At 39.5% G+C, this 21,659-nt stretch carries 24 protein-coding genes, 1 tRNA gene and 1 pseudogene; 12 read left to right on the forward strand and 14 right to left on the reverse strand.

Going from position 1 to position 21,659, the window contains the following annotated elements; all coding sequences use genetic code 11:
* Positions 1-33: 33 nt before the first annotated feature.
* The 4 genes from ygfZ to OGM63_RS13315 all read right to left on the reverse strand — a co-directional run bounded on the left by ygfZ (position 34) and on the right by OGM63_RS13315 (position 4,556).
* On the reverse strand, positions 34-1,020 hold the full coding sequence (gene ygfZ / locus OGM63_RS13300) for a CAF17-like 4Fe-4S cluster assembly/insertion protein YgfZ (protein ID WP_263746057.1): 987 nt from the start codon (positions 1,018-1,020) through the stop codon (positions 34-36).
* 252 nt (positions 1,021-1,272) lie between these two features.
* Positions 1,273-1,980: an actin-binding WH2 domain-containing protein gene (locus OGM63_RS13305; RefSeq protein ID WP_263746058.1), complete on the reverse strand. Its 708-nt coding sequence runs from the start codon at positions 1,978-1,980 to the stop codon at positions 1,273-1,275.
* Between the two features lie 279 nt (positions 1,981-2,259).
* On the reverse strand, positions 2,260-2,964 hold the full coding sequence (locus OGM63_RS13310) for an actin-binding WH2 domain-containing protein (RefSeq protein ID WP_263746059.1): 705 nt from the start codon (positions 2,962-2,964) through the stop codon (positions 2,260-2,262).
* Between the two features lie 44 nt (positions 2,965-3,008).
* Entirely contained in the window at positions 3,009-4,556 is a 1,548-nt protein-coding gene (locus OGM63_RS13315; RefSeq protein WP_263746060.1) for an FAD-dependent oxidoreductase, read from the reverse strand.
* A 381-nt stretch (positions 4,557-4,937) separates the two neighbouring features.
* Between OGM63_RS13315 and OGM63_RS13320 the strand changes: the two genes are divergently transcribed.
* From OGM63_RS13320 to OGM63_RS13340, 5 genes are all read left to right on the forward strand, one after another.
* The gene (locus OGM63_RS13320; RefSeq protein ID WP_263746061.1) at positions 4,938-6,224 is read left to right on the forward strand and encodes a glycosyltransferase; all 1,287 of its coding nucleotides are present in this window, start codon (positions 4,938-4,940) and stop codon (positions 6,222-6,224) included.
* Between the two features lie 231 nt (positions 6,225-6,455).
* The gene (locus OGM63_RS13325; RefSeq protein ID WP_263746063.1) at positions 6,456-7,511 is read left to right on the forward strand and encodes a glycosyltransferase family 2 protein; all 1,056 of its coding nucleotides are present in this window, start codon (positions 6,456-6,458) and stop codon (positions 7,509-7,511) included.
* A 44-nt stretch (positions 7,512-7,555) separates the two neighbouring features.
* Positions 7,556-8,428: an ABC transporter permease gene (locus OGM63_RS13330; RefSeq protein ID WP_263746064.1), complete on the forward strand. Its 873-nt coding sequence runs from the start codon at positions 7,556-7,558 to the stop codon at positions 8,426-8,428.
* Between the two features lie 2 nt (positions 8,429-8,430).
* Positions 8,431-9,708, forward strand: a complete 1,278-nt coding sequence (locus OGM63_RS13335; protein WP_263746065.1) for an ABC transporter ATP-binding protein — start codon at positions 8,431-8,433, stop codon at positions 9,706-9,708.
* A gap of 194 nt (positions 9,709-9,902) precedes the next feature.
* Positions 9,903-10,901 carry a glycosyltransferase gene (locus OGM63_RS13340; RefSeq protein WP_263746066.1) on the forward strand — a complete coding sequence of 333 codons (999 nt, stop codon included), beginning with the start codon at positions 9,903-9,905 and terminating at the stop codon, positions 10,899-10,901.
* Between the two features lie 80 nt (positions 10,902-10,981).
* On the opposite strand, the gene OGM63_RS13345 is transcribed toward OGM63_RS13340, so the two are convergent.
* The 6 genes and pseudogenes from OGM63_RS13345 to OGM63_RS13370 all read right to left on the reverse strand — a co-directional run.
* Positions 10,982-11,467, reverse strand: a complete 486-nt coding sequence (locus tag OGM63_RS13345) for a hypothetical protein (protein ID WP_263746067.1) — start codon at positions 11,465-11,467, stop codon at positions 10,982-10,984.
* Positions 11,468-11,576: 109 nt separating this feature from the next.
* A complete protein-coding gene (locus OGM63_RS13350) occupies positions 11,577-11,942 on the reverse strand; it encodes an aspartyl protease (RefSeq protein ID WP_263746068.1) in 366 nt (121 codons plus the stop codon).
* The gene (locus tag OGM63_RS13355) at positions 11,939-12,256 is read right to left on the reverse strand and encodes a hypothetical protein (protein ID WP_263746069.1); all 318 of its coding nucleotides are present in this window, start codon (positions 12,254-12,256) and stop codon (positions 11,939-11,941) included. Before OGM63_RS13355 ends, OGM63_RS13350 begins: the two co-directional genes overlap by 4 nt.
* 102 nt (positions 12,257-12,358) lie before the next feature.
* Positions 12,359-12,880 (reverse strand): DUF29 family protein, encoded by a 522-nt coding sequence (locus OGM63_RS13360; protein WP_263746070.1) that lies wholly within the window; start codon positions 12,878-12,880, stop codon positions 12,359-12,361.
* 45 nt (positions 12,881-12,925) lie between these two features.
* Positions 12,926-13,303 (reverse strand): hypothetical protein, encoded by a 378-nt coding sequence (locus OGM63_RS13365; RefSeq protein ID WP_263746071.1) that lies wholly within the window; start codon positions 13,301-13,303, stop codon positions 12,926-12,928.
* A gap of 219 nt (positions 13,304-13,522) precedes the next feature.
* A pseudogene (locus OGM63_RS13370) lies at positions 13,523-13,667 on the reverse strand (quinolinate synthase NadA); the annotation flags it as partial.
* Between the two features lie 14 nt (positions 13,668-13,681).
* Here OGM63_RS13370 and OGM63_RS13375 point away from each other — a divergent pair.
* Together OGM63_RS13375 and OGM63_RS13380 are read left to right on the forward strand one after the other, a co-directional pair.
* Positions 13,682-13,909, forward strand: a complete 228-nt coding sequence (locus OGM63_RS13375) for a hypothetical protein (RefSeq protein WP_263746072.1) — start codon at positions 13,682-13,684, stop codon at positions 13,907-13,909.
* A complete protein-coding gene (locus OGM63_RS13380) occupies positions 13,899-14,327 on the forward strand; it encodes a putative toxin-antitoxin system toxin component, PIN family (RefSeq protein WP_263746073.1) in 429 nt (142 codons plus the stop codon). Before OGM63_RS13375 ends, OGM63_RS13380 begins: the two co-directional genes overlap by 11 nt.
* A 73-nt stretch (positions 14,328-14,400) precedes the next feature.
* On the opposite strand, the gene nadA is transcribed toward OGM63_RS13380, so the two are convergent.
* Positions 14,401-15,375, reverse strand: coding sequence for a quinolinate synthase NadA (gene nadA / locus OGM63_RS13385; RefSeq protein WP_263746074.1), 975 nt, complete (start codon positions 15,373-15,375; stop codon positions 14,401-14,403).
* Between the two features lie 156 nt (positions 15,376-15,531).
* Between nadA and OGM63_RS13390 the strand changes: the two genes are divergently transcribed.
* From OGM63_RS13390 to OGM63_RS13405, 4 genes are all read left to right on the forward strand, one after another.
* Positions 15,532-16,455, forward strand: a complete 924-nt coding sequence (locus OGM63_RS13390; RefSeq protein WP_263746075.1) for a TIGR04168 family protein — start codon at positions 15,532-15,534, stop codon at positions 16,453-16,455.
* 45 nt (positions 16,456-16,500) lie between these two features.
* A tRNA-Ser gene (locus tag OGM63_RS13395) sits at positions 16,501-16,585 on the forward strand.
* 373 nt (positions 16,586-16,958) lie between these two features.
* Positions 16,959-17,225, forward strand: coding sequence for a FitA-like ribbon-helix-helix domain-containing protein (locus tag OGM63_RS13400; RefSeq protein ID WP_029634095.1), 267 nt, complete (start codon positions 16,959-16,961; stop codon positions 17,223-17,225).
* 100 nt (positions 17,226-17,325) lie between these two features.
* The gene (locus OGM63_RS13405; RefSeq protein ID WP_263746076.1) at positions 17,326-17,754 is read left to right on the forward strand and encodes a hypothetical protein; all 429 of its coding nucleotides are present in this window, start codon (positions 17,326-17,328) and stop codon (positions 17,752-17,754) included.
* A 98-nt stretch (positions 17,755-17,852) separates the two neighbouring features.
* Here OGM63_RS13405 and OGM63_RS13410 read toward each other — a convergent pair whose 3' ends face one another.
* The 3 genes from OGM63_RS13410 to OGM63_RS13420 all read right to left on the reverse strand — a co-directional run bounded on the left by OGM63_RS13410 (position 17,853) and on the right by OGM63_RS13420 (position 19,146).
* Positions 17,853-18,209: a tetratricopeptide repeat protein gene (locus OGM63_RS13410; protein ID WP_263746077.1), complete on the reverse strand. Its 357-nt coding sequence runs from the start codon at positions 18,207-18,209 to the stop codon at positions 17,853-17,855.
* 81 nt (positions 18,210-18,290) lie between these two features.
* The gene (locus OGM63_RS13415; RefSeq protein ID WP_263746078.1) at positions 18,291-18,650 is read right to left on the reverse strand and encodes a tetratricopeptide repeat protein; all 360 of its coding nucleotides are present in this window, start codon (positions 18,648-18,650) and stop codon (positions 18,291-18,293) included.
* A gap of 328 nt (positions 18,651-18,978) precedes the next feature.
* Positions 18,979-19,146: a hypothetical protein gene (locus tag OGM63_RS13420; protein ID WP_263746079.1), complete on the reverse strand. Its 168-nt coding sequence runs from the start codon at positions 19,144-19,146 to the stop codon at positions 18,979-18,981.
* A 235-nt stretch (positions 19,147-19,381) separates the two neighbouring features.
* Between OGM63_RS13420 and OGM63_RS13425 the strand changes: the two genes are divergently transcribed.
* Positions 19,382-21,388 (forward strand): FAD-dependent oxidoreductase, encoded by a 2,007-nt coding sequence (locus tag OGM63_RS13425; protein ID WP_263746080.1) that lies wholly within the window; start codon positions 19,382-19,384, stop codon positions 21,386-21,388.
* The last annotated feature ends 271 nt before the right edge of the window (positions 21,389-21,659 follow it).

Below are 21,659 nucleotides of genomic sequence, written 5' to 3' on the forward strand. Positions count from 1 at the left end.
CGGTCTAAATGAAAAAACTAAATTTTTTACACTCTACTCTGGGTATTCGTGAGAAACGAAGGGGATTTCTACTATTTCCCCCTCGGTTTCTCCGACTTGAACAATCATTCCGACGCCACCTGCTTTAGTGCGGATGTAACCAAGCCCAAAGTAACCATCAGGGGTTTCGGTATAACTTGTCAGTTTGCCGACTTTTTCATTCCCGACAGCGATCGCACTTTGAATTTCCGCCGGCGCGTTGAGACGAATACCCCAAAGGTGTTGTTTTACACCTTTGTATGTATTTAAACGGGCGATGGTTTCTTGTCCGATATAACAACCTTTGCTAAAGGAAATGGTATGCCACAAGCCAGCTTCTAGAGGATTGTAATCATCAGTTAATTCATGCTCTGGGGCTGGACGACCTTGTAATATTCGCAACACATCAAAAGCGCGATCGCTCATTTCTTGCGCTCCAGCTTCCACAATTTTCTGCCACACCGTCGCCTTAAGAGAAGCTGGTAAAATCAGGGTATATCCAGGCAAAGCCAAACCACTACCCACCGCAACCCGCACCCCACCATCAAATAGTTGATGGGTGCCGTCAGGTTGACCGATAATAGCCCCCGCACCCAATTTTTCAATGATGGTGTCGCTTTGTGAGCCGATGATATTGAAGGTTGCAGTTTCATTTGTCACATCAGTTAATTGCACCTTATCGGCATAAAAGATGTATTTATCCAGCCATTGGATGAGAAATTCCCGGCGATTTGGGGAAACTAGTAACAGCACTGCATCTTCTAAAATGTAAGCTCTAACTAAGTCAATAGTCCGGGCTGTGGATGTCACCATTACGGTGTCACAGCCTTGTCCTGGTTTGAGACTTTGGAAATCGTTAGTAGTTTGGTTGTGTAAAAAGCGGATGCGGTCATCGTCAGAAACACGGATGATGCCGGAGTGAGAGCGATCGCATACAGCGACAGAATCTTGCGCTGCTTGGATAGCTGCGGCGTCTTTTGCGTCAATTGCAGATTTGGACATGGTGATAGCAATTTTAGATTGTAAAACCAAGTTTAAATCAACTTACAGGATGTAAATACGATCAAGTCTTGAAGTGATTGACCTCTATTATCAACTTCACTAGGTTTTCTTGGCGATCGCCTACAATTGCTAAACATCTAATCCCCACAACCATACCACTTCCTGCGAGAGACACAGTTCCTCGGCATTTGTTTAGACTTATTTACTCTTGGGTAGCAATGTCAGCGATTTCTCTGAGCCGTGAGGACACTATTAACGATACCCCAAAATCTCTGACATCGCTGCCACAATATCAAGATAAAAGTTACCTTGCACTGCCCGAAACAATTCAAATTTAGTTCCAGGTGCACCAAAAAAAGGTCTGAGAAACCATCCTAACTGCATCCCCACAAAAGCATAGAGAAATAACCAGGATCTTAAAATACTTGTGCGGGTTCGTTTTCCTACCTCATCTTGTTGAGAAAGTAACTGCATTCCTTCATAAAGGAACTTAACCCCAAATGCACCTGTGATGCCAAAAACTAACACATTTAACAGCTTGAAAAATTGATAAGAACCTGGAGCCGTAATTATAAAAAACAGCGTAACTGGTGCCAAGCTGAATAACAAAACACTAATCACTGACACAGCTGTGAGCAACACAACAAAATGCTGTTGAATACTGCTACGAGAACCAAACAAAACATTAAAAAAGAACAAAGTTGGAAAACAAATGATGAGCGTTAATAAGTAAAACGCTGGTAATTTAATCGCACCAGATAATGCCTGTGCCCAACTATGAGATGCACCAATAATTCCCCCATATATGGCAAAGAAAATAGAACTAGAAACAAACAACGAAGTAGTTTTACTTTGTAATCCTATTCCCTGACGAATTTCTTCGAGAAAATTTTGGCGATCGCGTAATAAACTAATCAGAACAGCAAAGTGCTTGATTTTATGAGATTGCTTATGAAGCATATTAATTTTGTTGGTTGATGGTTGATAGTTGTTGGTTGTTGCTTAATAGTTGTCACAAATTAATTATTCTTAACTCCAAACTCCAAACTCCAAACTCCAAACTCCAAACTCCAAACTCCTAACTCCTAACTCCAAACTCCAAACTCCAAACTCCAAACTCCAAACTCCAAACTCCAAACTCCAAACTCCAAACTCCTAACCCCAAACTCCTAACCCCAAACTCCTAACTCCTAACTCCTAACTTTTAACTCCTAACTCCTAACTCCTAACTCCTAACTCCTAACGAAATCCTAAAAGGTAGCCAATAGCTTGAATAATGCTCAAATAAAAGTTGCCTTCCCTTTCTCGAAACAGTTGAAAAGCAGAATCAGGTGTGCCGAAAAATGGTCTGAGAGTCCATCCTAACTGACTACCGACAAAAGCATAAAGTAATAACCAAAACTGTAAGATTTTCTTGCGGGTATTGCTACCTTGATTATCTTGTTCTAAAACCAAGCTGGTTGCTTGATATAAAGAAGAAATACCAAAAAATCCAGTTAAAGCAAAGATAACTACATTTAACAAAATTAAAAACTGGTAATTATTAGTAGTTATCAAGAAAAACAGTGTGATTGGTGCAAAACTGAATAACAACACACTTGTTATTGAAACCGCAGTTAGCACCAATGCAAAATGCTGAGGAAAATTCCGCCTTGAACCAAAAATAATGTTAGAAAAATACAACGTCGGCAGACAAATCAACAGCGTAATTAAATAGAGAGATGGCAATTTTACAGCCGAAGATAAAGCTTGCATCCAACTATGATATGCACCGATAATTCCGCCATAAATGGCAATAAATATCGAACTGCAAACTAGTAGAGAAATGATTTTACTTGGTAATCTCGTTCCTTCACGAATTTCTTCTAGAAATGCTTCGCGATCGCGCAATAAACCAATTAGTACCGCAAAGTATTTTATTCCTTGAGATTGCCGTTCTATCATATTATTCTCACAAACCTTGTTGAAGTTGAATTTTTATCAAAACATCAATCAGAATAGTCACCACCAGAACCATATTTCCAAGCATCAACCAAACGATGCCAATAATATTGTTGTTCGCTTGGCAAACTTTTTATCCACGGTTCTAGCATTGGACTGAGCCTAAATAAAACAGAATAAATACCTAAATTGCCATAATGCACCGTCCAATCTAGTAAACTTGTTAAACCCACTTGCGGTATCACTTTGGCAATCAATCCCGGATGCGCTAAACCAGTGTTTAAAAGTGTTTGGGTTAATGCCGAAAACTGCACCACATCTTGCAAAAAAGGCTTAAGTACTGGTTCGCCTAAATGTTGCATTTTTTGAAAAACTACCGATAGTAATTGATTTATTTGATCGGGGGCAATTTTTTGATTTATACCTGCACTCATCGCTTTTTGAAACAGCCAAGTCACAGTTAAACTTGGCTGATATGGTTGTAGTATGGAAAGCGACTTTGCAGATAATTGATTTGTATCCAGCGCTTCATGAATACCCAATGTTAAACGCTTTAAGTGACGCACCATTGCCCCAAAACCACCAAAACTTAATGGGGATTGATTCCCGCTGCTATCTCCCACTGGTAGAATGCGATTCCAAGGAGTTTTTAGAGGACTTTGACGATAAGTGGGAAAGAAGCCAAACAGCGCTCTTTGCAACTTCAGCTGACTCAATGCCACACCCTGATATTCTGGCATCAAGCGAAGATAATCCTCAAAAAGAGCTTCTAAAGTCAAGCGTTGTGGATGTGCATCCATGTAGGTAAACATGTAAGTGGTTCTACCATCTTTTGCCGGGAAAGCTTCCCAGAAGTACTGACATTGATTCTGCAAGGATGTAAATGATAACAACAAGTCACCGGAATCATTTTCCGGAAATCCTTTCGCACAACTTCCCACAACCAGACAAAGAGCATCTGGTTTTTTTCCTTGTCGTGCTTGCTGCGTGATGGGAGAAAGATGTCCCATCGCATCAATTAACAATCTGGTTTTGAACTTGCTGCCAGCGTCTACCATCACACCATCTGGATGAACCACAGCTTCTGTAAATGGGGTGTTTTCAAACAATTTACCACCAGCGGCAAGAAATCGCTCTTTTAATGTATTAAGTAGATATACTGGGTCTACGCCGATATTCAGTACGTTTTCTACCCAGACTTCTGTACCACCTTGAAAGCTGACTCGTGCAGGATTATAAACGGTAGCGATCGCCTGATTTAATTCCTCGTGTGTCAGCAAATTTAATTCCAAAAACACTTCTAACTCTTTGCGAGAAATATTCCACTCTTGCTCTCTACCACGCAAAATGGAGCGCTCAATCAATGCTACCCGCAATCCCTTCAAAGCTAAAGCGCAACCTATTAAAATGCCTAAAGTGCCACCGCAGATGACAACATCCCAATCCACAGTACCCTCATATTGCTCACTTTCTTTGACTATTGTTGGTACGGATGTGTTGTTTTCTCTCAGTGATGCCAAAGTGCGATCGCAGCGACGCAATCCTTCTAAAACATTGCCCGGTAATTGTGAAAGTATCTCTTCAGTTAAAGACATAGTTACTACTTTTGATCGTATCTTTGCCTGATTCTACTTGATTAATTTTCTTCCGGGAAAATTAAAATATTATCCGTCCTCTGGTACTTGACTTGTGGATGAAAATATGAAAAGAATATAATTTTATCTGCATAAATAATATTTTCTCGCATCAATCAGCCATTTATATAAGCCTTTGAAGCTGATTATTACCTATGAGTCAAACAAACGCCATCAACCAAATTAAAAAGTTTATTCAGTTCACCTTGTAATTAAATTGATTTAAAGAATTCGTAAAGATATGCTCCTGAATGCTATTTTAGTCTAAAAAAATATTATTGTATAAAAGGTTTGTTAAGTCGGAGAAAATGATTAAAAAGCTAATAGATTGTAATTAATTATATGAACATAGCTTTTATCGTCGGGCAGTTTCCAGTTTTATCAGAGACGTTCATCCTCAATCAAATTACAGGTTTGATTTCGCGTGGACACAAAGTTGATATTTATAGTTATCCAACAGATGATATTGATAAAGTGCATCCCGATGTAGAAAAATATGAGTTACTAAAACACACTTACTATCAACCGCTTGTTCCCGAAAATTATTTTTTGCGCTTGATAAAAGGTCTAGAATTAGTATTTAGGCATTTTTTGAAAGCTCCTTTAGTGTTCATGCGATCGCTTAACATTTTTCAATATGGCAAGCGATCTGCTTCTATGAGGTTGCTTTATGCGATCGTACCCTTATTAGATGCCGAAGCATACGATATTATTCATTGCCAGTTTGGGATGTACGGAATTGATGGAATGATTTACCGTGATATCGGTGCCATCAAGGGAAAGTTAATTACTTCATTTCGTGGTTACGATATCAGTTGGTATGTAAAAGAGTGTGGTGAACAAGTTTACAACAAATTATTTGCCAAAGGAGATTTTTTTCTAGCAAACTGCGAATTTTTCAGACATCGAGCCATTAAACTTGGTTGTGATGAAAAAAAAATTGTCGTACATGGTTCGGGTATAGATTGCAGTAAATTTACATTTAAAACACGATATCCCCACCCAGACGGCAAAATTCGCATAGCCACAACGGGTAGACTTGTCGAAAAAAAAGGTATAGAATACAGCATTCGCGCCATCGCCAAACTAACAAATATTCATCCAAACATTGAATATAATATCATCGGCGATGGATATCTGAAAGAACACTTACAGCAGCTTATTGAAGAACTGAGTGTTACCGAACAAGTCAATTTACTTGGTTGGAAAAATCAAAAAGAAATTATTGAAATTTTAGATAAAACCCATCTATTTATCGCTCCAAGCGTCACCGCTGAAGATGGAAACCAAGATGCACCCGTCAACACATTAAAAGAGGCAATGGCAATGGGTTTACCAGTGATAGGAACTCTACACGGTGGTATTCCCGAATTGGTAAAAGATGGAATTTCTGGTTTTCTTGTACCAGAAAGAGATATTGACGCCATATCTGATAAATTAAGCTATTTCATTGAACATCCAGAAATTTGGGAACAAATGGGTTTATCTGGTCGTTATTATGTAGAAAAGCACTACGATATCAACAAGCTTAATGATGAATTAGTCGAAATCTACCGCCAAGTGACAACTAATAATTTAGAACCTACTCAAAAATGTCTAGCGGTCTGTCAAGGCAATTTTGATGGGTAAAAAAAACGAACCGCGAAGCAAGCCAAGAACGCAAAGGAAGAGAAAGAGAAGAAATATTGATAAATTGATTCACCCATCAATTATTTATTGACAGAGTACTAGATGCATTAGTAAATCCTAAATCCGCCAGTTTTTCATAAAAACGAAGTACAGCCACAACCAAAATAAGTGCATTCTACATAACTATTTTTAACCAAAACCTGATTTAATTGCTTTCACGAGGATTTCAAAATGAACTTACCAGCAATTGCCGACCCAGAAGTTACGATTATTGTTGCTCCAAGAGAGCGTTTTAGTTATACTCGTGAATCTTTAGAAAGCATTTACGAAAATACAGAATATCCATTCAAATTAATTTATGTAGATGGAAATTCACCATCTGATATCCGACGTTATTTAGAAGAACAAGCGCGTGAAAAAAAGTTTCAACTGATTCGTACTGATTACTACCTCTCCCCCAACCACGCTAGGAATATAGGCTTGGGTCAAGTCAACAGCAAATATGTTGTATTTCTGGATAACGATGTCATAGTTACCCCAGGCTGGTTAAAAGCGTTAGTAAATTGCGCTGAAGAAACCAAAGCTACTGTAGTTAGTCCTTTAATTTGTCAGAACCTCCCACTACATTCAGAAGTGCATTGTGCGGGTGGAGAATCTGGGGTAAAAGTGGAAATTAAAGGCAATATAACCAGACGCAAAATAATAGAAAAAATTTATAAACAAGGACGAATGGTTGAGGATATTCTTTCTCAATTGCAACGGCAAAAAACTGGGCTTGCAGAGTTTCACTGCATGATTGTACGTACAGAAATATTTCAGCAAATCGGCGTGTTAGATGAGAAATTAATGAATACGAAAGAACACGTAGATTTGTGTATGCTTGTTAGCGAAGCCGGTGGTGAAATCTATTTAGAACCCGAATCTCTGATTACATACGTACCGGGACTACCTTTAAAGTGGTCAGATTTACACTTTTACATGTTGCGTTGGAGCGATGCGTGGGAACTGTCTAGCCTCAAACATTTACGCGACAAGTGGAATTTGAGTGAAGACGAGTACTTTCAAAAAAAGTACGACACTTTAGGAAGAAGACGGCGTGATACAATTATTGCTCCTTTAATTAAAAGTCTTTTTGGACGGAGATTTTACCGCGCTGAGAGCTTGTTAATGAAATTAGATCGTATACTCAATCGTTATTTAAGCGATCGCTACGCCCAAAAACATCTTCAAAACCTGCAAAATAAAGTTTCATCACAGCCTGTAAAGTCCGCGATCGCGGCTTATTAAAGATAACGTACATGTGCATTTGTTAGCGCAAGGGGTGAGAAATTTTGAAGCCAAATAATACCCGGAAATCTCAGCTACCTGAGGTGATTTATACACCCGAAAGTCTGCTCAGACATCCTTTAAAATTGTTCAAACAAATGTGGCAAGACTTGTTAGCTTCTCGCGAACTTGCTCGACGCTTGATGGTGCGGGATATCAGCGCTCAATATCGGCAATCTTTTTTAGGAATAATCTGGGCTTTTTTACCGCCAATTTTCATGGCAACTGGATTTACTCTTGCTAGTAATGCCAATGTTATTAATGTTGGCAAAACTGATTTACCTTATCCAGCTTATGTCATGTTCAGCACTGCATTGTGGCAAACTTTTGTTGAGGCTTTAAACGGTCCAGTGCAAGCGGTAACAGTGGCAAAACCGATGTTAGCAAGAGTCAACTTTCCTAGAGAAGCATTAATTTTAGCAAAGATGGGTGAAGTATTTTTTAACTTTGCTATCAAGCTGATTTTAATCGTAGCGTTGTTTATTTGGTTTCACGTCTCGGTTAGCTGGACAGTAATTTTAACTCCAATAGCATTAGTTCATTTAGTTTTGTTTGGGACATTTATCGGCATTTTCTTAGCTCCTTTCGGTGTTTTATATCAAGATGTATCTAAAGCGTTAACTTTATTTACAGGCTTTTGGTTGTTTTTAACTCCCGTAGTTTATTCAGTTCCCGATGCTGGAACTTTTGGGTTTTTAGTAAAGTTAAATCCCGTTACACCTTTATTAGTAACAGCGCGAGAATTAGCCACCACAGGAGTCGTCTCAGAACCTTGGCGATTTTGGATAGTAAGTGTAATTACTATAGCTGGTTTGCTATTAACTTGGATTGGATTTCGTCTAGCTATGCCTTATGTGGTAGAGAGAGTGAGTTCTTAAAAATGACGAATTTTATAGAACAAACCAAAGATACTGATGTAGTTATTTCGGTTGAAAACCTTTCTAAAAAGTTTTGTAGAGATTTAAAGCGGTCTTTATTATATGGTGTTCAAGATATTGCCACAGAATTAGTAGGAGTAAATCGAAAAAGCGAAACTCTTCGTCCAAAAGAATTTTGGGCACTGAATAATCTCAGCTTTCAACTGCGACGGGGAGAAGCATTAGGATTAGTAGGCTCAAATGGAGCCGGGAAAAGTACACTACTGAGAATTATTAGCGGTTTGATCAAACCTGATAGTGGCTGTGTGAAAGTTAGGGGAAGAGTAGCACCATTAATTGCATTAGGAGCCGGGTTTAATCCTATTCTCACCGGTCGAGAAAATATATATGCAAATATGTCAATTCTCGGTTTATCAACTAAAGAAATCGAAGAGAGATTTCCCGATGTGATAAATTTTGCCGAAATTGCCGATGCCATTGATGCCCCGGTACAAACTTATAGTTCTGGTATGGCTGCAAGACTGGGATTTGCTTGTGCAGTTCATATAGAACCAGATATTTTACTAATCGATGAAGTGCTTGCTGTAGGTGATATTAAATTTAAAATGAAATGTCATCGCAAGTTATCTAAAATGCGAGAACAAGGTACAGCTTTTATATTAGTTTCTCATAATTCTCATAGCGTATTAAATATATGTGAATCTTCAGTATATCTTTCTCAAGGCAAGTTAATTGCTTCTGGAGATACCGAAGCAGTAATTCGCAAATATGAAGAAGACTTGTGTCTAATTGGCACAGAAAATGCTTTAGGCAAGATGGTTTTGCCTGAAAAGCCAGAAAAAGAAAGTTTAGGTTTAGATATTGTTTCTCTTAGTTTTAAAGATGAAGAAGGAAAAGCAATAGACACGCTGCTTTCTGGTGAGTCTGCTTATTTATGTGTCGAATGCAAAGCTTATAAGGAGGTGAAAAATGCAAATCTCGGTCTTTTAGTGACAGCGCTATCAGGAGAAAACGGTTTAGTTTTGTATTTGACATCCAGTAGTGACAATGAAGAACTAACTGTACCTCCTGGAAAATCAGAAATCCAAATGTATATGCCTTACTGTTCTTTAATTCCTGGTGTATACAGCGCAAAAATCTACATTAGAAAAGGTGTTTACTCTTTTGATATTGTTGATTCTTTTAGATTCACTGTAAAAACAAACAAAACTATCAGCCGATGTTTATTTTATCAACCACGTAAATGGCAAGTTGTCAACAAAAAGGAACCACATATGTAGAAACCCAGCGACTGAAGGTGAAGTATGCAGATAAATACTCTTGTTTAGGTGTAATTCATGCGGATGAAAAGCGGTAAATAACGCATAAAATTCAAGTTTCCAGGGTAATTCTACATATAGCACTTTCACGAGTAACCGACACAACTGTAATGGTTGTGAAAGCTAGTTGTTTGATTACATTGAAGTAAATAAAAATGGAAAAACTTGTTTCAGTAATAATACCCTGTTTTAATGCGGAAAGATGGCTCGCAGAAGCAATTGATAGCTGTTTGCGACAAACTTATCCAAACATCGAAATTATTGTAATTGATGATGGTTCAACTGACAAGTCTTTAGAGATTATGAAAAGTTATGGAAATAAAATTATCTGGGAAAGTCTGCCTCATCAAGGAGGAAATCATGCGAGAAATAGAGCTTTTGTTTTATCAAGAGGAGACTATATTCAATACCTAGATGCGGATGACTACATTTTGCCAGAAAAAATAGAAAGGCAAGTTCGTTTTCTAGAGGAAACCGATGCAGATGTTGTTTATGGTGATTGGAGATATCAACATCATTATAATGGAAAAAGTTTCTTGGATAAAATACAGGTTACTGAAGCACAAACAGACATTTTGGAGTCATTACTAGCAAATTGGTGGACAGCTGTTGCTTCTTTACTTTATAGAAGAAGCGTAGTAAAAAATAGTGGTGGATGGGATGAAAGTTTCCTGGCTGCACAAGATAGAGATTTTTTCATCTCAGTGGTAATCAATGATGGCAAAGTAGTATATCAACCAGGTTGCTATTCAGTTTATAGACGATACGGTAATGTAACAGTTTCTAGTTGGTCTATAAGTTTATGGGTAAAAAGCCACTATTTAGTATTAGAAAAGGCAGAAAAAAAGCTATTAAACTTGAAAAAACTTTCAATTAAGTATCGCTATGCTTTAGCTAAATCTTATTTCGATTTGGGTCGAGAATCTTTGTTTTTTGACTATTCACAATACTTACGATATTTAGAAAAAGCTTTAATTACCTTTCCTGATTTTAAGGTAAATAGTAAAAAAGCAGTTTATAAATTTGTTCAAAATATTTGTGGCTTTCGCAGAGCCGAAAAAATTGCTTGTCGTATCTTCTTTGTCAGAAGAATTGTCAATTCAATTAGCGATCGCCTTTTTGACTCTAAAGGCAAATTTGGCTTTCTACCATAGCACAATAAATCATTTTTGTCAAGTAAAAATCCCAAGTTTATTAAAACGTGGGAATGTAATTATTTACGTATTCTTACTATTTAAAATCTTAAACCGACACCACCCTGTAGGGAAAGAGCAGTACCACCCCCACCCCGGTAAGCATCAAAAGCAATGATGGCATTCCCAAAAATCACCGTGTTGCTATTCGGGACGACGTAATCAACTCCTGGTTGCAAAGCAAAGCTGATTTTATTGCCCACAGGTGAAGGTGTATCACCACCTGCCAGCACCAAACCAGCACCCAAATAGGCATCAGTTTGCCAATTTAAGGGCACGTCGTAGGAAACAGTGGGCACAACTGCTGTGCTTTGACCAATTAAAGCTTGGGCACGAAAAGAAACTGGTGTTTCTAGAAGCTTGTAGCGGACAGCAAGAACTCCACCAATTTGACCACCGTCTGAAAGACCAACAGTCGGACCGATACCGACATAGCTACCATAAGCTACTTGAGCTTGTGCTGGTTGGGCAAAACTCACAAATGAACTAGCTAGAACTACTGACACTAAATACGGAAGATACTTCATTTTCCGACTCCTCATATCATTTTAGATTATGGATGTTGCATTTAATATTGACAAGCCTTGTGTGAAAAATATTTAGGGGAGCAAGTTACAAGCGATCGCTTGCGAACAATTAATCTTCTAAGGTTAACACTCCTGAAGCCATATCCACTAACAAGCGACGAGTTTTTAACCACTGACGACCAAGTAAAACTTCTGACACCCCTTTACCTGCATATACAGGAATCTCAAATACAATTCCATCTATTCGTATTTTGCCTGCATAAACATCAAACTTAGCTTTCCCTTTTGCTAGTCGCATATCCCTTTCACCTAAATACTCCCAATCAAAATCCTCTAAATCTTGTTCATCCATCACTAACCAATCAGAAAAACCCGTATCCAAAATCACATCAATAGGCAATTCAAATCCATTATTTGCAATCAATTCAATTTCAAAAATTAATTCATCCTCATCACCAAAGCAGCCTTGAATCATATTGTCCCAGCGACTCCCGTTTCATTAATCCGGAATATGAACACGGGAGCATTCGGGTGTTTTTGTCGTGACATATTAATAGCTGTCATTTCATCTTTATCAATGAAATAATCTCCGCTGTTCGGTTCAATAGTTATATACCAGTTGTAGTGAGTTTTGATTAACTCTGGTTGAACGCTGTCAAAAATAGGTTTGCAGCGTTGATAAAATGCCTCACGTTCAGCTTGTCGTTTGGCTTTCTGTTCTTCCGTCCATTGAATTTCCGGGAATATTCTTCCTCGTCGTGCTGTGCGCGTCGGTTTTGCTTCGGTCATTGTTTTTTATAAGCGTATTTATTCTTTAATTTTTGCGTACTTTGGCTTTGTATGCTTGCGTGGCGATCGCAGACTTGGAGTGATGATTGAAGCGATCGCTCTTTAACTTTTCCTATTTATCCAATCTTCCCCACCAGCTAATTGAGCTAGATAATCATCCATAATCACTGGTAATTCTTTTGCCGAATAAATATATGTTAAAGCCATAAACCTAGTTGTTGTAGTTAAAATCTGCTTTCTATCCAGAATTGCTGATAGTTGAGAGCGAGTATATTTTCCGTTAAAAACTTCCAGACTTGCATCAGCTATAGCATCTTCAATTACTTCCTCTTCTATGAACGTTTCCCATTCATCTTTATTGATGTAATAAGATGTTTTATTGTCTTTAATATTTAACTTTCTAATTTCTTTGATTGAATTGCGAATAGAATTTACCCAAGAACCAGTTAATCGCTGTTCTATTTGGTTCTTCATCAAATGAATCAACAGAATGTTTAAACAAGATTGAATATTACGCAGAATAGCTTGTTTACTCATCCCCTCTAATTCATCAACAATCACCAAAGCATCTGCGTATCTTCCTTCCAGGATACTATTTCTTAGTTCGATTAATTCTTGTGTCATTTGTATTCCCTGCAATTAACGGTGATAATGTGAATTTAACACTGCTCACACTTTTTCTAGACCATCTATTTCAGTGACAGGAAATTCCTTGTTGTTTTCAGCAATTTCTGTTTGTATATCTAAATCCTTAGTCATTGCCGCTAACTGTTCATTCGTATATTTTTTATCAATAAATTTATATGCTGTTAGCTTCTTTTCTTGCACTTGTCTTTTAATGCGTTCTAGAAGCCACTCTTGTTCTTCTAAAGACAAAGTACCGATTGAACGCTCTATTTCTAATAAATTTGGTGATATCATATTGCCTTTGTGCCAATAACAGCCGATTTCATAAACATATTGTAGTTGGTAAGACTGAGGGTTCGCTCTTTGACTGGCTCTTTTAACCGACCTAAACGCAAGTTTGAGGTTGTCGTAAGCTAGCACGTATAGATTCTCAGTATGCTCATCTATTCTGACAATTTCAATGCTTCTATAGTGCCACCCAGGATAGATAACATTTGTTAATCGATCTTCATAGCCGATAAAGCCCTTGGGCTTGTTTATCTGTGGGTTCCATACTCCTATTCTAGGGAAAGATGGAACAATAATGAGACTACAATTAATTTCCTGTAGAGACGCGAAATTTCGCGTCTCTACAAATACCTAAACGCTCATCTCTAACATTCGCTGCATCGGACGTAACGCTGCTAACCGTATCTCTTCAGACATCGTAATTTCCGGCGCCCGATTCTTCATCCCTAAATACAACTTCAAAGAGCGTATTTAACCGCATCAACGAACATTGGTCGTAAAATAAAGATTATGGAAACCAAAACAATTACAATTCGTGTTGATGCCGAGGTTGCTCAAGCCTATGAATCGGCTTCTGAAGAAGAAAAAAGAAAGCTAGATGTTCTACTCAATCTTAAGTTGCGTGAAGTGACACGCAATAAACGACCTATTGAGGAAATTATGGATGAAATTAGCCACAATGCACACAACAGAGGCTTAACTCCAGAAATTTTGGATTCGATTTTGAATGAGCCATAGAACAGGCTTTGTTTTCGATACTAATGCATTGATTAGTGGGCTTCTTTTCAAAAGTTCAAAACTAGGACAAGCGTTTCAATACGCTTTGAAAAGTGGAGACATTTTGTTGTCACTACAGACACTTGCAGAACTGAGTGACGTACTCAGTCGGAAGAAATTTGACCGTTACGTAACAAGCGTTGAACGAGAGGAATTTTTAGAAGCACTAATAGAGAGAGCAATTTTAGTGGAGCCAATTGAAACAGTGACGGTTTGTCGAGATCCAAAGGATGACAAATTTCTAGAACTCGCGTTGAATGCAAAAGCGAGTTTTATAATTACTGGGGACGAGAATTTGCTTGAGTTGAATCCGTTTAGTGGGGTCAGGATATTGAAGCCAGATAAGTTTCTACAGGTGTTTGAGGAAGACGATTTGTAGGGAAAGATAGAACAATAATGAAACTGCAATTAATTTATCGTAGAGACGCGAAATTTCGCGTCTCTACAAATACCTAAACGCTCATCTCTAACATCCGCTGCATCGGACGCAACGCTGCTAACCGTATCTCTTCAGACATCGTAATTTCCGGCGTCCGATTCTTCATTGCCAAATACAACTTCTCCAGTGTATTCAACCGCATAAACGGACATTCATTACAATTACAATTATTTATCGGCGGTGCGGGAATAAACTGCTTGTGCGGTGCTAATTTGTGCATTTGGTGGATGATTCCTGGCTCTGTAGCCACGATGAATTCTTCTGTTGGACTTTCTTGACAATATTTGAGTAAAGCCGCTGTAGAGCCAATAAAGCTGGCGTGGCGCAATACGGAAGTTTCGCATTCTGGGTGGGCGATCGCCTCCGCTTGAGGATGTGCTATTTTTAACTGCACCATCTTCTTTTCAGAGAAGGTTTCATGCACAATACAGCTTCCTTGCCACAGTACCAAGTCTCGCTTTGTTTGTTCCATCACATACCGTCCCAAGTTGCGATCGGGAGCAAAAATAATCGGCTGCTCTTTCGGTATCTGCTGCACTATCTTGACAGCGTTGGAACTGGTGCAGATAATATCGCTCATCGCCTTAATTTCGGCGGTACAGTTGATGTAAGAAATCACCAAATGTCCGGGATGAGCGGCTTTAAACTCTGCAAAATCCTGCGGTGGACAACTATCAGCTAAAGAACAACCAGCATCCAAATCTGGTAAAAGTACCAATTTTTTAGGATTGAGAATCTTTGCCGTTTCTGCCATGAAGTGAACACCAGCAAAGACAATTACATCAGCATTGGTTTTAGCTGCTGCATTTGCCAGTTGTAGTGAATCCCCAATAAAGTCTGCGATATCCTGAATATCTGGCTCTTGATAATAATGTGCCAGAATTACCGCGTTGAGTTCTTTTTTGAGACTCTCAATCGCGGCAAATAAATCCCGTGGTAATGCACCCAGTTGGGTGTTTTCTCGTTGAGCAAGTGCAGTGTTAAACACAGTTAGGAGTTGCTAAGAGATGCAAGTAATTGTCTTGTGGAATCAATTATAGTAGTTTTTACCAAAAATAGAAGATGGGTAATCCTCCTTCTTTGGAATTGTGCCAAAATCAGCTTGAGTTTCCTATGCTGGTAAGAAGATGGCAAGGAAGATGGCATGAGCAGTCAAAAAAAAACAAGCATGGTGAAAATAGCTGTAGTCGGAGATGTTCACGACCAATGGGAAGAAGAAGATGGAATTGCGCTGAAACATCTGGGTATTGATTTAGTGCTGTTTGTGGGGGATTTTGGCAACGAGTCGGTTTCGGTGGTGGGTGCGATCGCACGAATTGACATCCCCAAAGCTGTGGTGATGGGAAACCACGATGCATGGTACTCGGCAACAGATTGGGGACGCAAGAAATGTCCCTACGATCGCACTAAAGAAGATAGGGTACAGCAACAACTCGATTTGTTGGGTGAAACTCATGTCGGTTACGGTAAGCTGGATTTTCCCGATTTGAATTTATCTGTGGTGGGGAGTCGTCCCTTTAGCTGGGGTGGACCGCAGTGGAAATATAATGATTTCTACGAACAACGTTATGGTGTAACCAGTTTTAAAGAATCTAGCGATCGCATTGTCGCAGCTGCAAACAGCGCCGCTTATGAGACAATTATTTTTATCGGTCATAATGGACCCGTTGGTTTAGGCGATAGTCCGGAAGACCCTTGTGGTAAAGATTGGGAACCAAAAGGTGGAGACTATGGCGATCCAGATTTTTGCGAGGCGATCGCTGAAGTTCGCGCTGCTGGGAAAAGCATTCCTTTGGTAACGTTTGGTCATATGCACCACAGTCTGCGATACACAAAGAAAATGTTGCGAAAGTCACTTTTAGCCAAAGAAAACACGATTTACTTGAATGCAGCGAGTGTACCGAGAATTGTACAAAATAATAGCGATCGCTTGCGTAATTTCTCCATCGTCACCTTAGAAGCAGGTGTTGTCTCCCAAGTCTCCCTAGTTTGGGTTGGCAAAGATTTCACCGTTGCTTGCGAGGAAATTTTATATGAGCAACCTAATCAAGTAGTGCAAACTGCGTAAATCATGATATAGTAGAATATGTCTGTCTTAGCTGACAGTCTACCTGGAGAGGTGGCAGAGTGGTCGAATGCGCTCGACTTGAAATCGAGTGAGCCGAAAGGTTCCGTGAGTTCGAATCTCACCCTCTCCGTTGAAATTTTCTTAATTGGACTTTAGTATTTTTAACAAGGTTTATTTAAGGCGTATCTCAAAGACAAGTTGAGCGCCATAAAAATTCATAATTAACATTAATAAAAATATCACAACCCTCGTAGAGACGTTCCGGCGGAACGTCTTTACATTGTAAGTAATAAACCTGTCATAATATAATTGCATTAATAATATTAAATGGTTCGCAGAAAATTACAACAATTGTTAAGTTAAAACCGTATATATTCTGAAGTTAAACAGCAACTTCTTATCCGTAGTTGCGTGCATTGATAACATCAGTGCGATCGCTGCCTCTTTATTTTTGGCTTGCATCGTGCTAGCATCAAGGAAAAATCCTGCTTGGAGGTAAAGCGATGGCTACCCTTTATGTGCGAAATTTACCTGATGATTTATATGCAAAGCTGCAAGAGTTAGCTGCATCTCAACACCGTTCAATAAATGCCCAAGTTATCACTTTGTTAGAACAAGTCTTGACAACTCAAGCACAAGAAACAGAAGAACAAAAGCGACAAAATATCCCAAAAGTTTTAGAGGAAATTCGTCAACGTCGTGAAAATCGTCGGACTGATATCGAATGGCTCGATAGCACTGCTATGATCCGAGAAGACCGCGATAGATGAATACTGCTACTTCTTATAATGTTGTCTCTTTTAATGACTTTGAGTTTCCGCTCTTGTCGTGAATTAAAATGCCGATCAATTGAAATATTCAAACAACCAAATGAACAATCTTAATCAGGATTATCATCGACGGGATGAAATTGTTTTTGGTCAACGGATAAATTGGGATGAAGATTTTGGTGGTGCAGAGCGTTTCCAGAACTTGTCTTTGGAACAGCTAGAGAAGTTGCTAGAAGAAGGATTTGCTAACCCACAAGAAAAACAAAACTTTTCTCCCACAATTGAGCAATTCTACGAATTTGGCAAAAATTGTGTTGCCAAAGGTTATAATTTGGTCTTTATTGGATATGCGATTTCCCCTGATCGAGAAGATTACCGAACCAGCATTGAGGGAATTGAAGTGAGGGTAGAGACGGAACTAATAGAATCTCGAATTGATGCTAATCTCAGAGATGAGTTTGAGAAGTTTGCACAAAGCGCTGACGAAACAGAGATAAATTTTAGTGTTTTGTATGCTTGGTGGGATTAACTAGCAACGCGATCGCTTACTCCTCGATTACTTCAACTAAATCCTCAACTTCTAAATCAAACAAACGGGCTAATTTCACCTAAGATATGCAGCGCTTTCTATTCAACTGTTTTACTTTTTACCTTTTCTTGCACTTTGGCAATGATTTTACTAACTTTCTCTGCATCTGGTGATTTCAGCCGTTGTAATATCTCCAAAGATGGCTGTAAATACTTTATTGCAGTCGCAAAATCTCCTTGCTTTTGTGCTAAACCTCCCAACCACCACAAAGTCATCGCAAAACCTTGAACATTACCAATGCGTTCTTCTAATTCTAAAGATTTTTGTAAGAGTGCGATCGCTTCATCCACATCCCCCCAATTTGCGTAGATAATTGCAAGTTGGTGTAACGTCGCTGCTTTCCCTTCAAGATTACCAATGCGTTCAGTTAGTTCCAAAGACTGATTATAAAGCAATACCGTTCAGTTAAGCCTGAAATCCTCTGTAGAGACGCGAAATTTCGCGTCTCTACATGCCGAAATCAATACCAAAAATCCTTAACTGAACCGTATTGGATTATAAAGAGCGATCGCTTCATCCACATCCCCACGATTAGCGTAGATACCTGCAAGTTGGTGTAACGTGGATGCTTTCCCTTCAAGATTACCAATGCGTTCCTTTAATTCCAAAGACTGATTATAAAGTGCGATCGCTTCATCTACATCCCCACGATTAGCGTAGATACCTGCAAGTTGGTGTAACGTCGCTGCTTTCCCTTGAATATTACCAATGCGTTCAAATATTTCCTTTGACTGATTATAAAGTGCGATCGCTTCATCCACATCCCCACGATTAGCGTAGATACCTGCAAGTTGGTGTAACGTGGATGCTTTCCCTTGAATATCACCAAATTGCATCCCGCAGAAAACGCAATTCTTTAGAAAAATTCAATATTTTAAATTGTATTTCCTGACATTGCGGATGATTCTGTAGGATTTCAATTAAAGCATCTCTATCTTTAGCAAAGTTGATTTAAACAAAACCGATTGTTAACTTCTCATCGGCAAAGTCGATAAATGTCAGCAGTTCTGCTAAGGACTGCTGATTAAGCGTCAAAAAGTTTTCTTTCTCTGATATCATGTCCGTTTAATTGACATTAATAAAAAATCCTAAATCCTTGTAGAGACGTAAGCTAGCTACGTCTCTACATCATATGTAATCTACCGGACATGATATGAATTAAACTCAGGGATTTTTTGTAATGAATTGTAGGGCTTCTTGGAAGGCATTGCTTTGCCTCACAGTAGGGTTAATATAATTCCAGCGGGTTTTGCCGTTATATTCAAATACCCAAAGACTAAACAGCATCAACCGTCCAATTTCATCTTTAGGAACATCTTTAGTTAAACACACTGCTTTGTGGACTAAAACTCTTCCCCAGTCGTCTTTAGACGACTTTAGCTATAAGCCTAGGAATTTATTCCTAGGCAGATTTTGCCACTGGTGCAAGATATGAGCATAGGCAAATTTTAGGCGATCGCTCATGCCATCACCAAACACATTTTTTTCCCAAAAAAGCTTGAGAGAAACATTTTGATGATGCTACGGTCTAAAAGGTGACACAGGAGTTGAACGGATTTACCAAAGTATGAAGCGTTTTATCAGCCTTGCCTTAATATCTACCATTTTCGCACCTTATGGCGCGATCGCTACACCATCCAGAAACCCCGACAAAACCGTAAATTGTGACATCTTGGTTGTTGGTGGTGGATTATCTGGAGTTGCCACAGCTTATGAAGCTTTACTTGCCGGTCGCACAGTTTGTCAGACAGAAATTACCGATTGGTTGGGGGGACAAATTTCTTCTCAGGGGACATCTGCGTTAGATGAACGTCCAACCCAACGTGCTAAACAATTTTATTCTCGCGGTTATTTAGAATTGCGAAGCCGGATTGAGAAGAAATATGGCAAACTTAACCCTGGTAACTGTTGGGTCAGCGATTCTTGCTTTCTTCCCCACGATGGACACGAAATCCTCACTACTCTGCTCAAAGATGCCGAAAAACGCGGTAGAGGCAAGTTACAATTTTTTCCCAACACCGTAATTAAAGAGTTGGAAATTAGTAGCGATGGCAAAATAATTAATAGTGCGATCGCGATCGAACACAAACCAACTGCTTCTACACCGCTCAACACTTATACTTTATCTCAAAGCATCGAAGACAGTTATCGTTACGAAAATACATCTAAGTTCACTAAAAACATTATTCGCTTCGTCCCCAAGCAAAAAAGTAAAGCTGGTAGCAATGCACCTAACTGGTACGTTATAGACACCAGCGAAACCGGCGAAATTATCGCTCTTGCTGATGTTCCCTACCGTTTGGGTATTGACGATCGCTCTTACTTAGAACCTTCTTCATCTAGTGCCACAAATGACCAATATTGTCCGCAAGGCTTTACCTACACCTTTGCAATGGAGGCAACTAAAGACCCCCAACCGCAGACAATGCCTTCATTTTATCAGCAATATTCGCCATATTACAGTTACGAATTAAAGCGTTTAGCAAGCTTCCCGTTAGTTTTCAGCTATCGTCGCATCTGGAGTCCCCAACCGGGAGAAGCAGGACAATTTGGCGGTGTCAAGTTTACAAATCCCGCACCTGGGGACATTTCCATGCAAAACTGGACTTGGGGTAACGATTATCGCCCAGGAACCGCCCAAGATAATTTAATCTATTCTCGTCAACAATTGCAAGCTAGCGGGCAATTGCAGCCAGGAGGATGGCTGGGTGGATTGCGGACAGACGCGTTACGCAAAGCTGAAGAAAATGCCTTTGGATATTATTACTGGTTGGTAGCTGGGACGACAGATTCTCAATTGGGAGATGGTACAAAACAGCCGCAACCCAATAACCGCTTTCTTTCCGGGTTAAATTCCCCAATGGGGACAGTGCATGGTTTATCGAAATATCCCTACATGCGTGAAGGACGAAGGATTATCGGGCGTCCTAGTTGGGGACAACCCGCAGGCTTTACAATTTGGGAAATCGATATTTCTCGACGCGATTACGGCGATCCGTATTACGCAAAAACACTGGAAAATAAAGAATATCGACGGTTACGAGCAGCACTTTCCGGTTTAGAAGCAGCCTCAGTACTTTCCGGACAAACCTCTGCACAAAGCGCTATGCGACGGACTCGTTCGACTATTTTCCCCGATGCTGTGGGTATCGGTCACTACGCGATAGATTTCCATCCCTGCATGGTGAACAGCCCACCCGAAACACCCGGTAACAAAGAACGTCCAGGTGAAAGACGCGGTGCCGGACAAGCTTATCCCTTCCAAATAGCCTTGAGAGCGATGATTCCCCAGAAAATCGACAACTTGCTAGTTGGGGGTAAAAGTATTGCTACCAGCCACATTGCTGCTGCCGCATATCGAGTACACTCATTTGAGTGGTCAGCTGGTGCAGCTGCGGGAACTATTACTGCCTTTGCTTTGAAAAATGCGATCGCACCTTACCAACTAGTAGACAATTTGCCGCAACCAGAACCGCAACTCCAAGCAGTAAAACGTCTGTTACAACAAAACGGCAATCCTACTGCCTTCCCCGATACCTCAATTTTTAATCAAAATTGGGAAGATTGGAAGTAATTGGTTGTTACTGGTTGGTTGTTAGTGGTTGGTGGTTAGTGGTTAGTTGATGGTTGATGGTTGTTAGTGGTTGGTGGTTGGTTGTTAGTGGTTAGTTGATGGTTGTTAGTGGTTGGTGGTTGGTTGATGGTTGATAGTGGTTGGTGGTTGGTTGTTAGTGGTTAGTTGATGGTTGTTAGTGGTTGGTGGTTGGTTGTTAGTGGTTAGTTGATGGTTGATGGTTGATAGTCAACAGTCAACAATTATCCCCACTCCCCCACTCCCCCACTCC

The organism is Plectonema radiosum NIES-515 (genome assembly GCF_025753815.1).
GTDB lineage: Bacteria > Cyanobacteriota > Cyanobacteriia > Cyanobacteriales > Nostocaceae > Hassallia > Hassallia radiosum_A.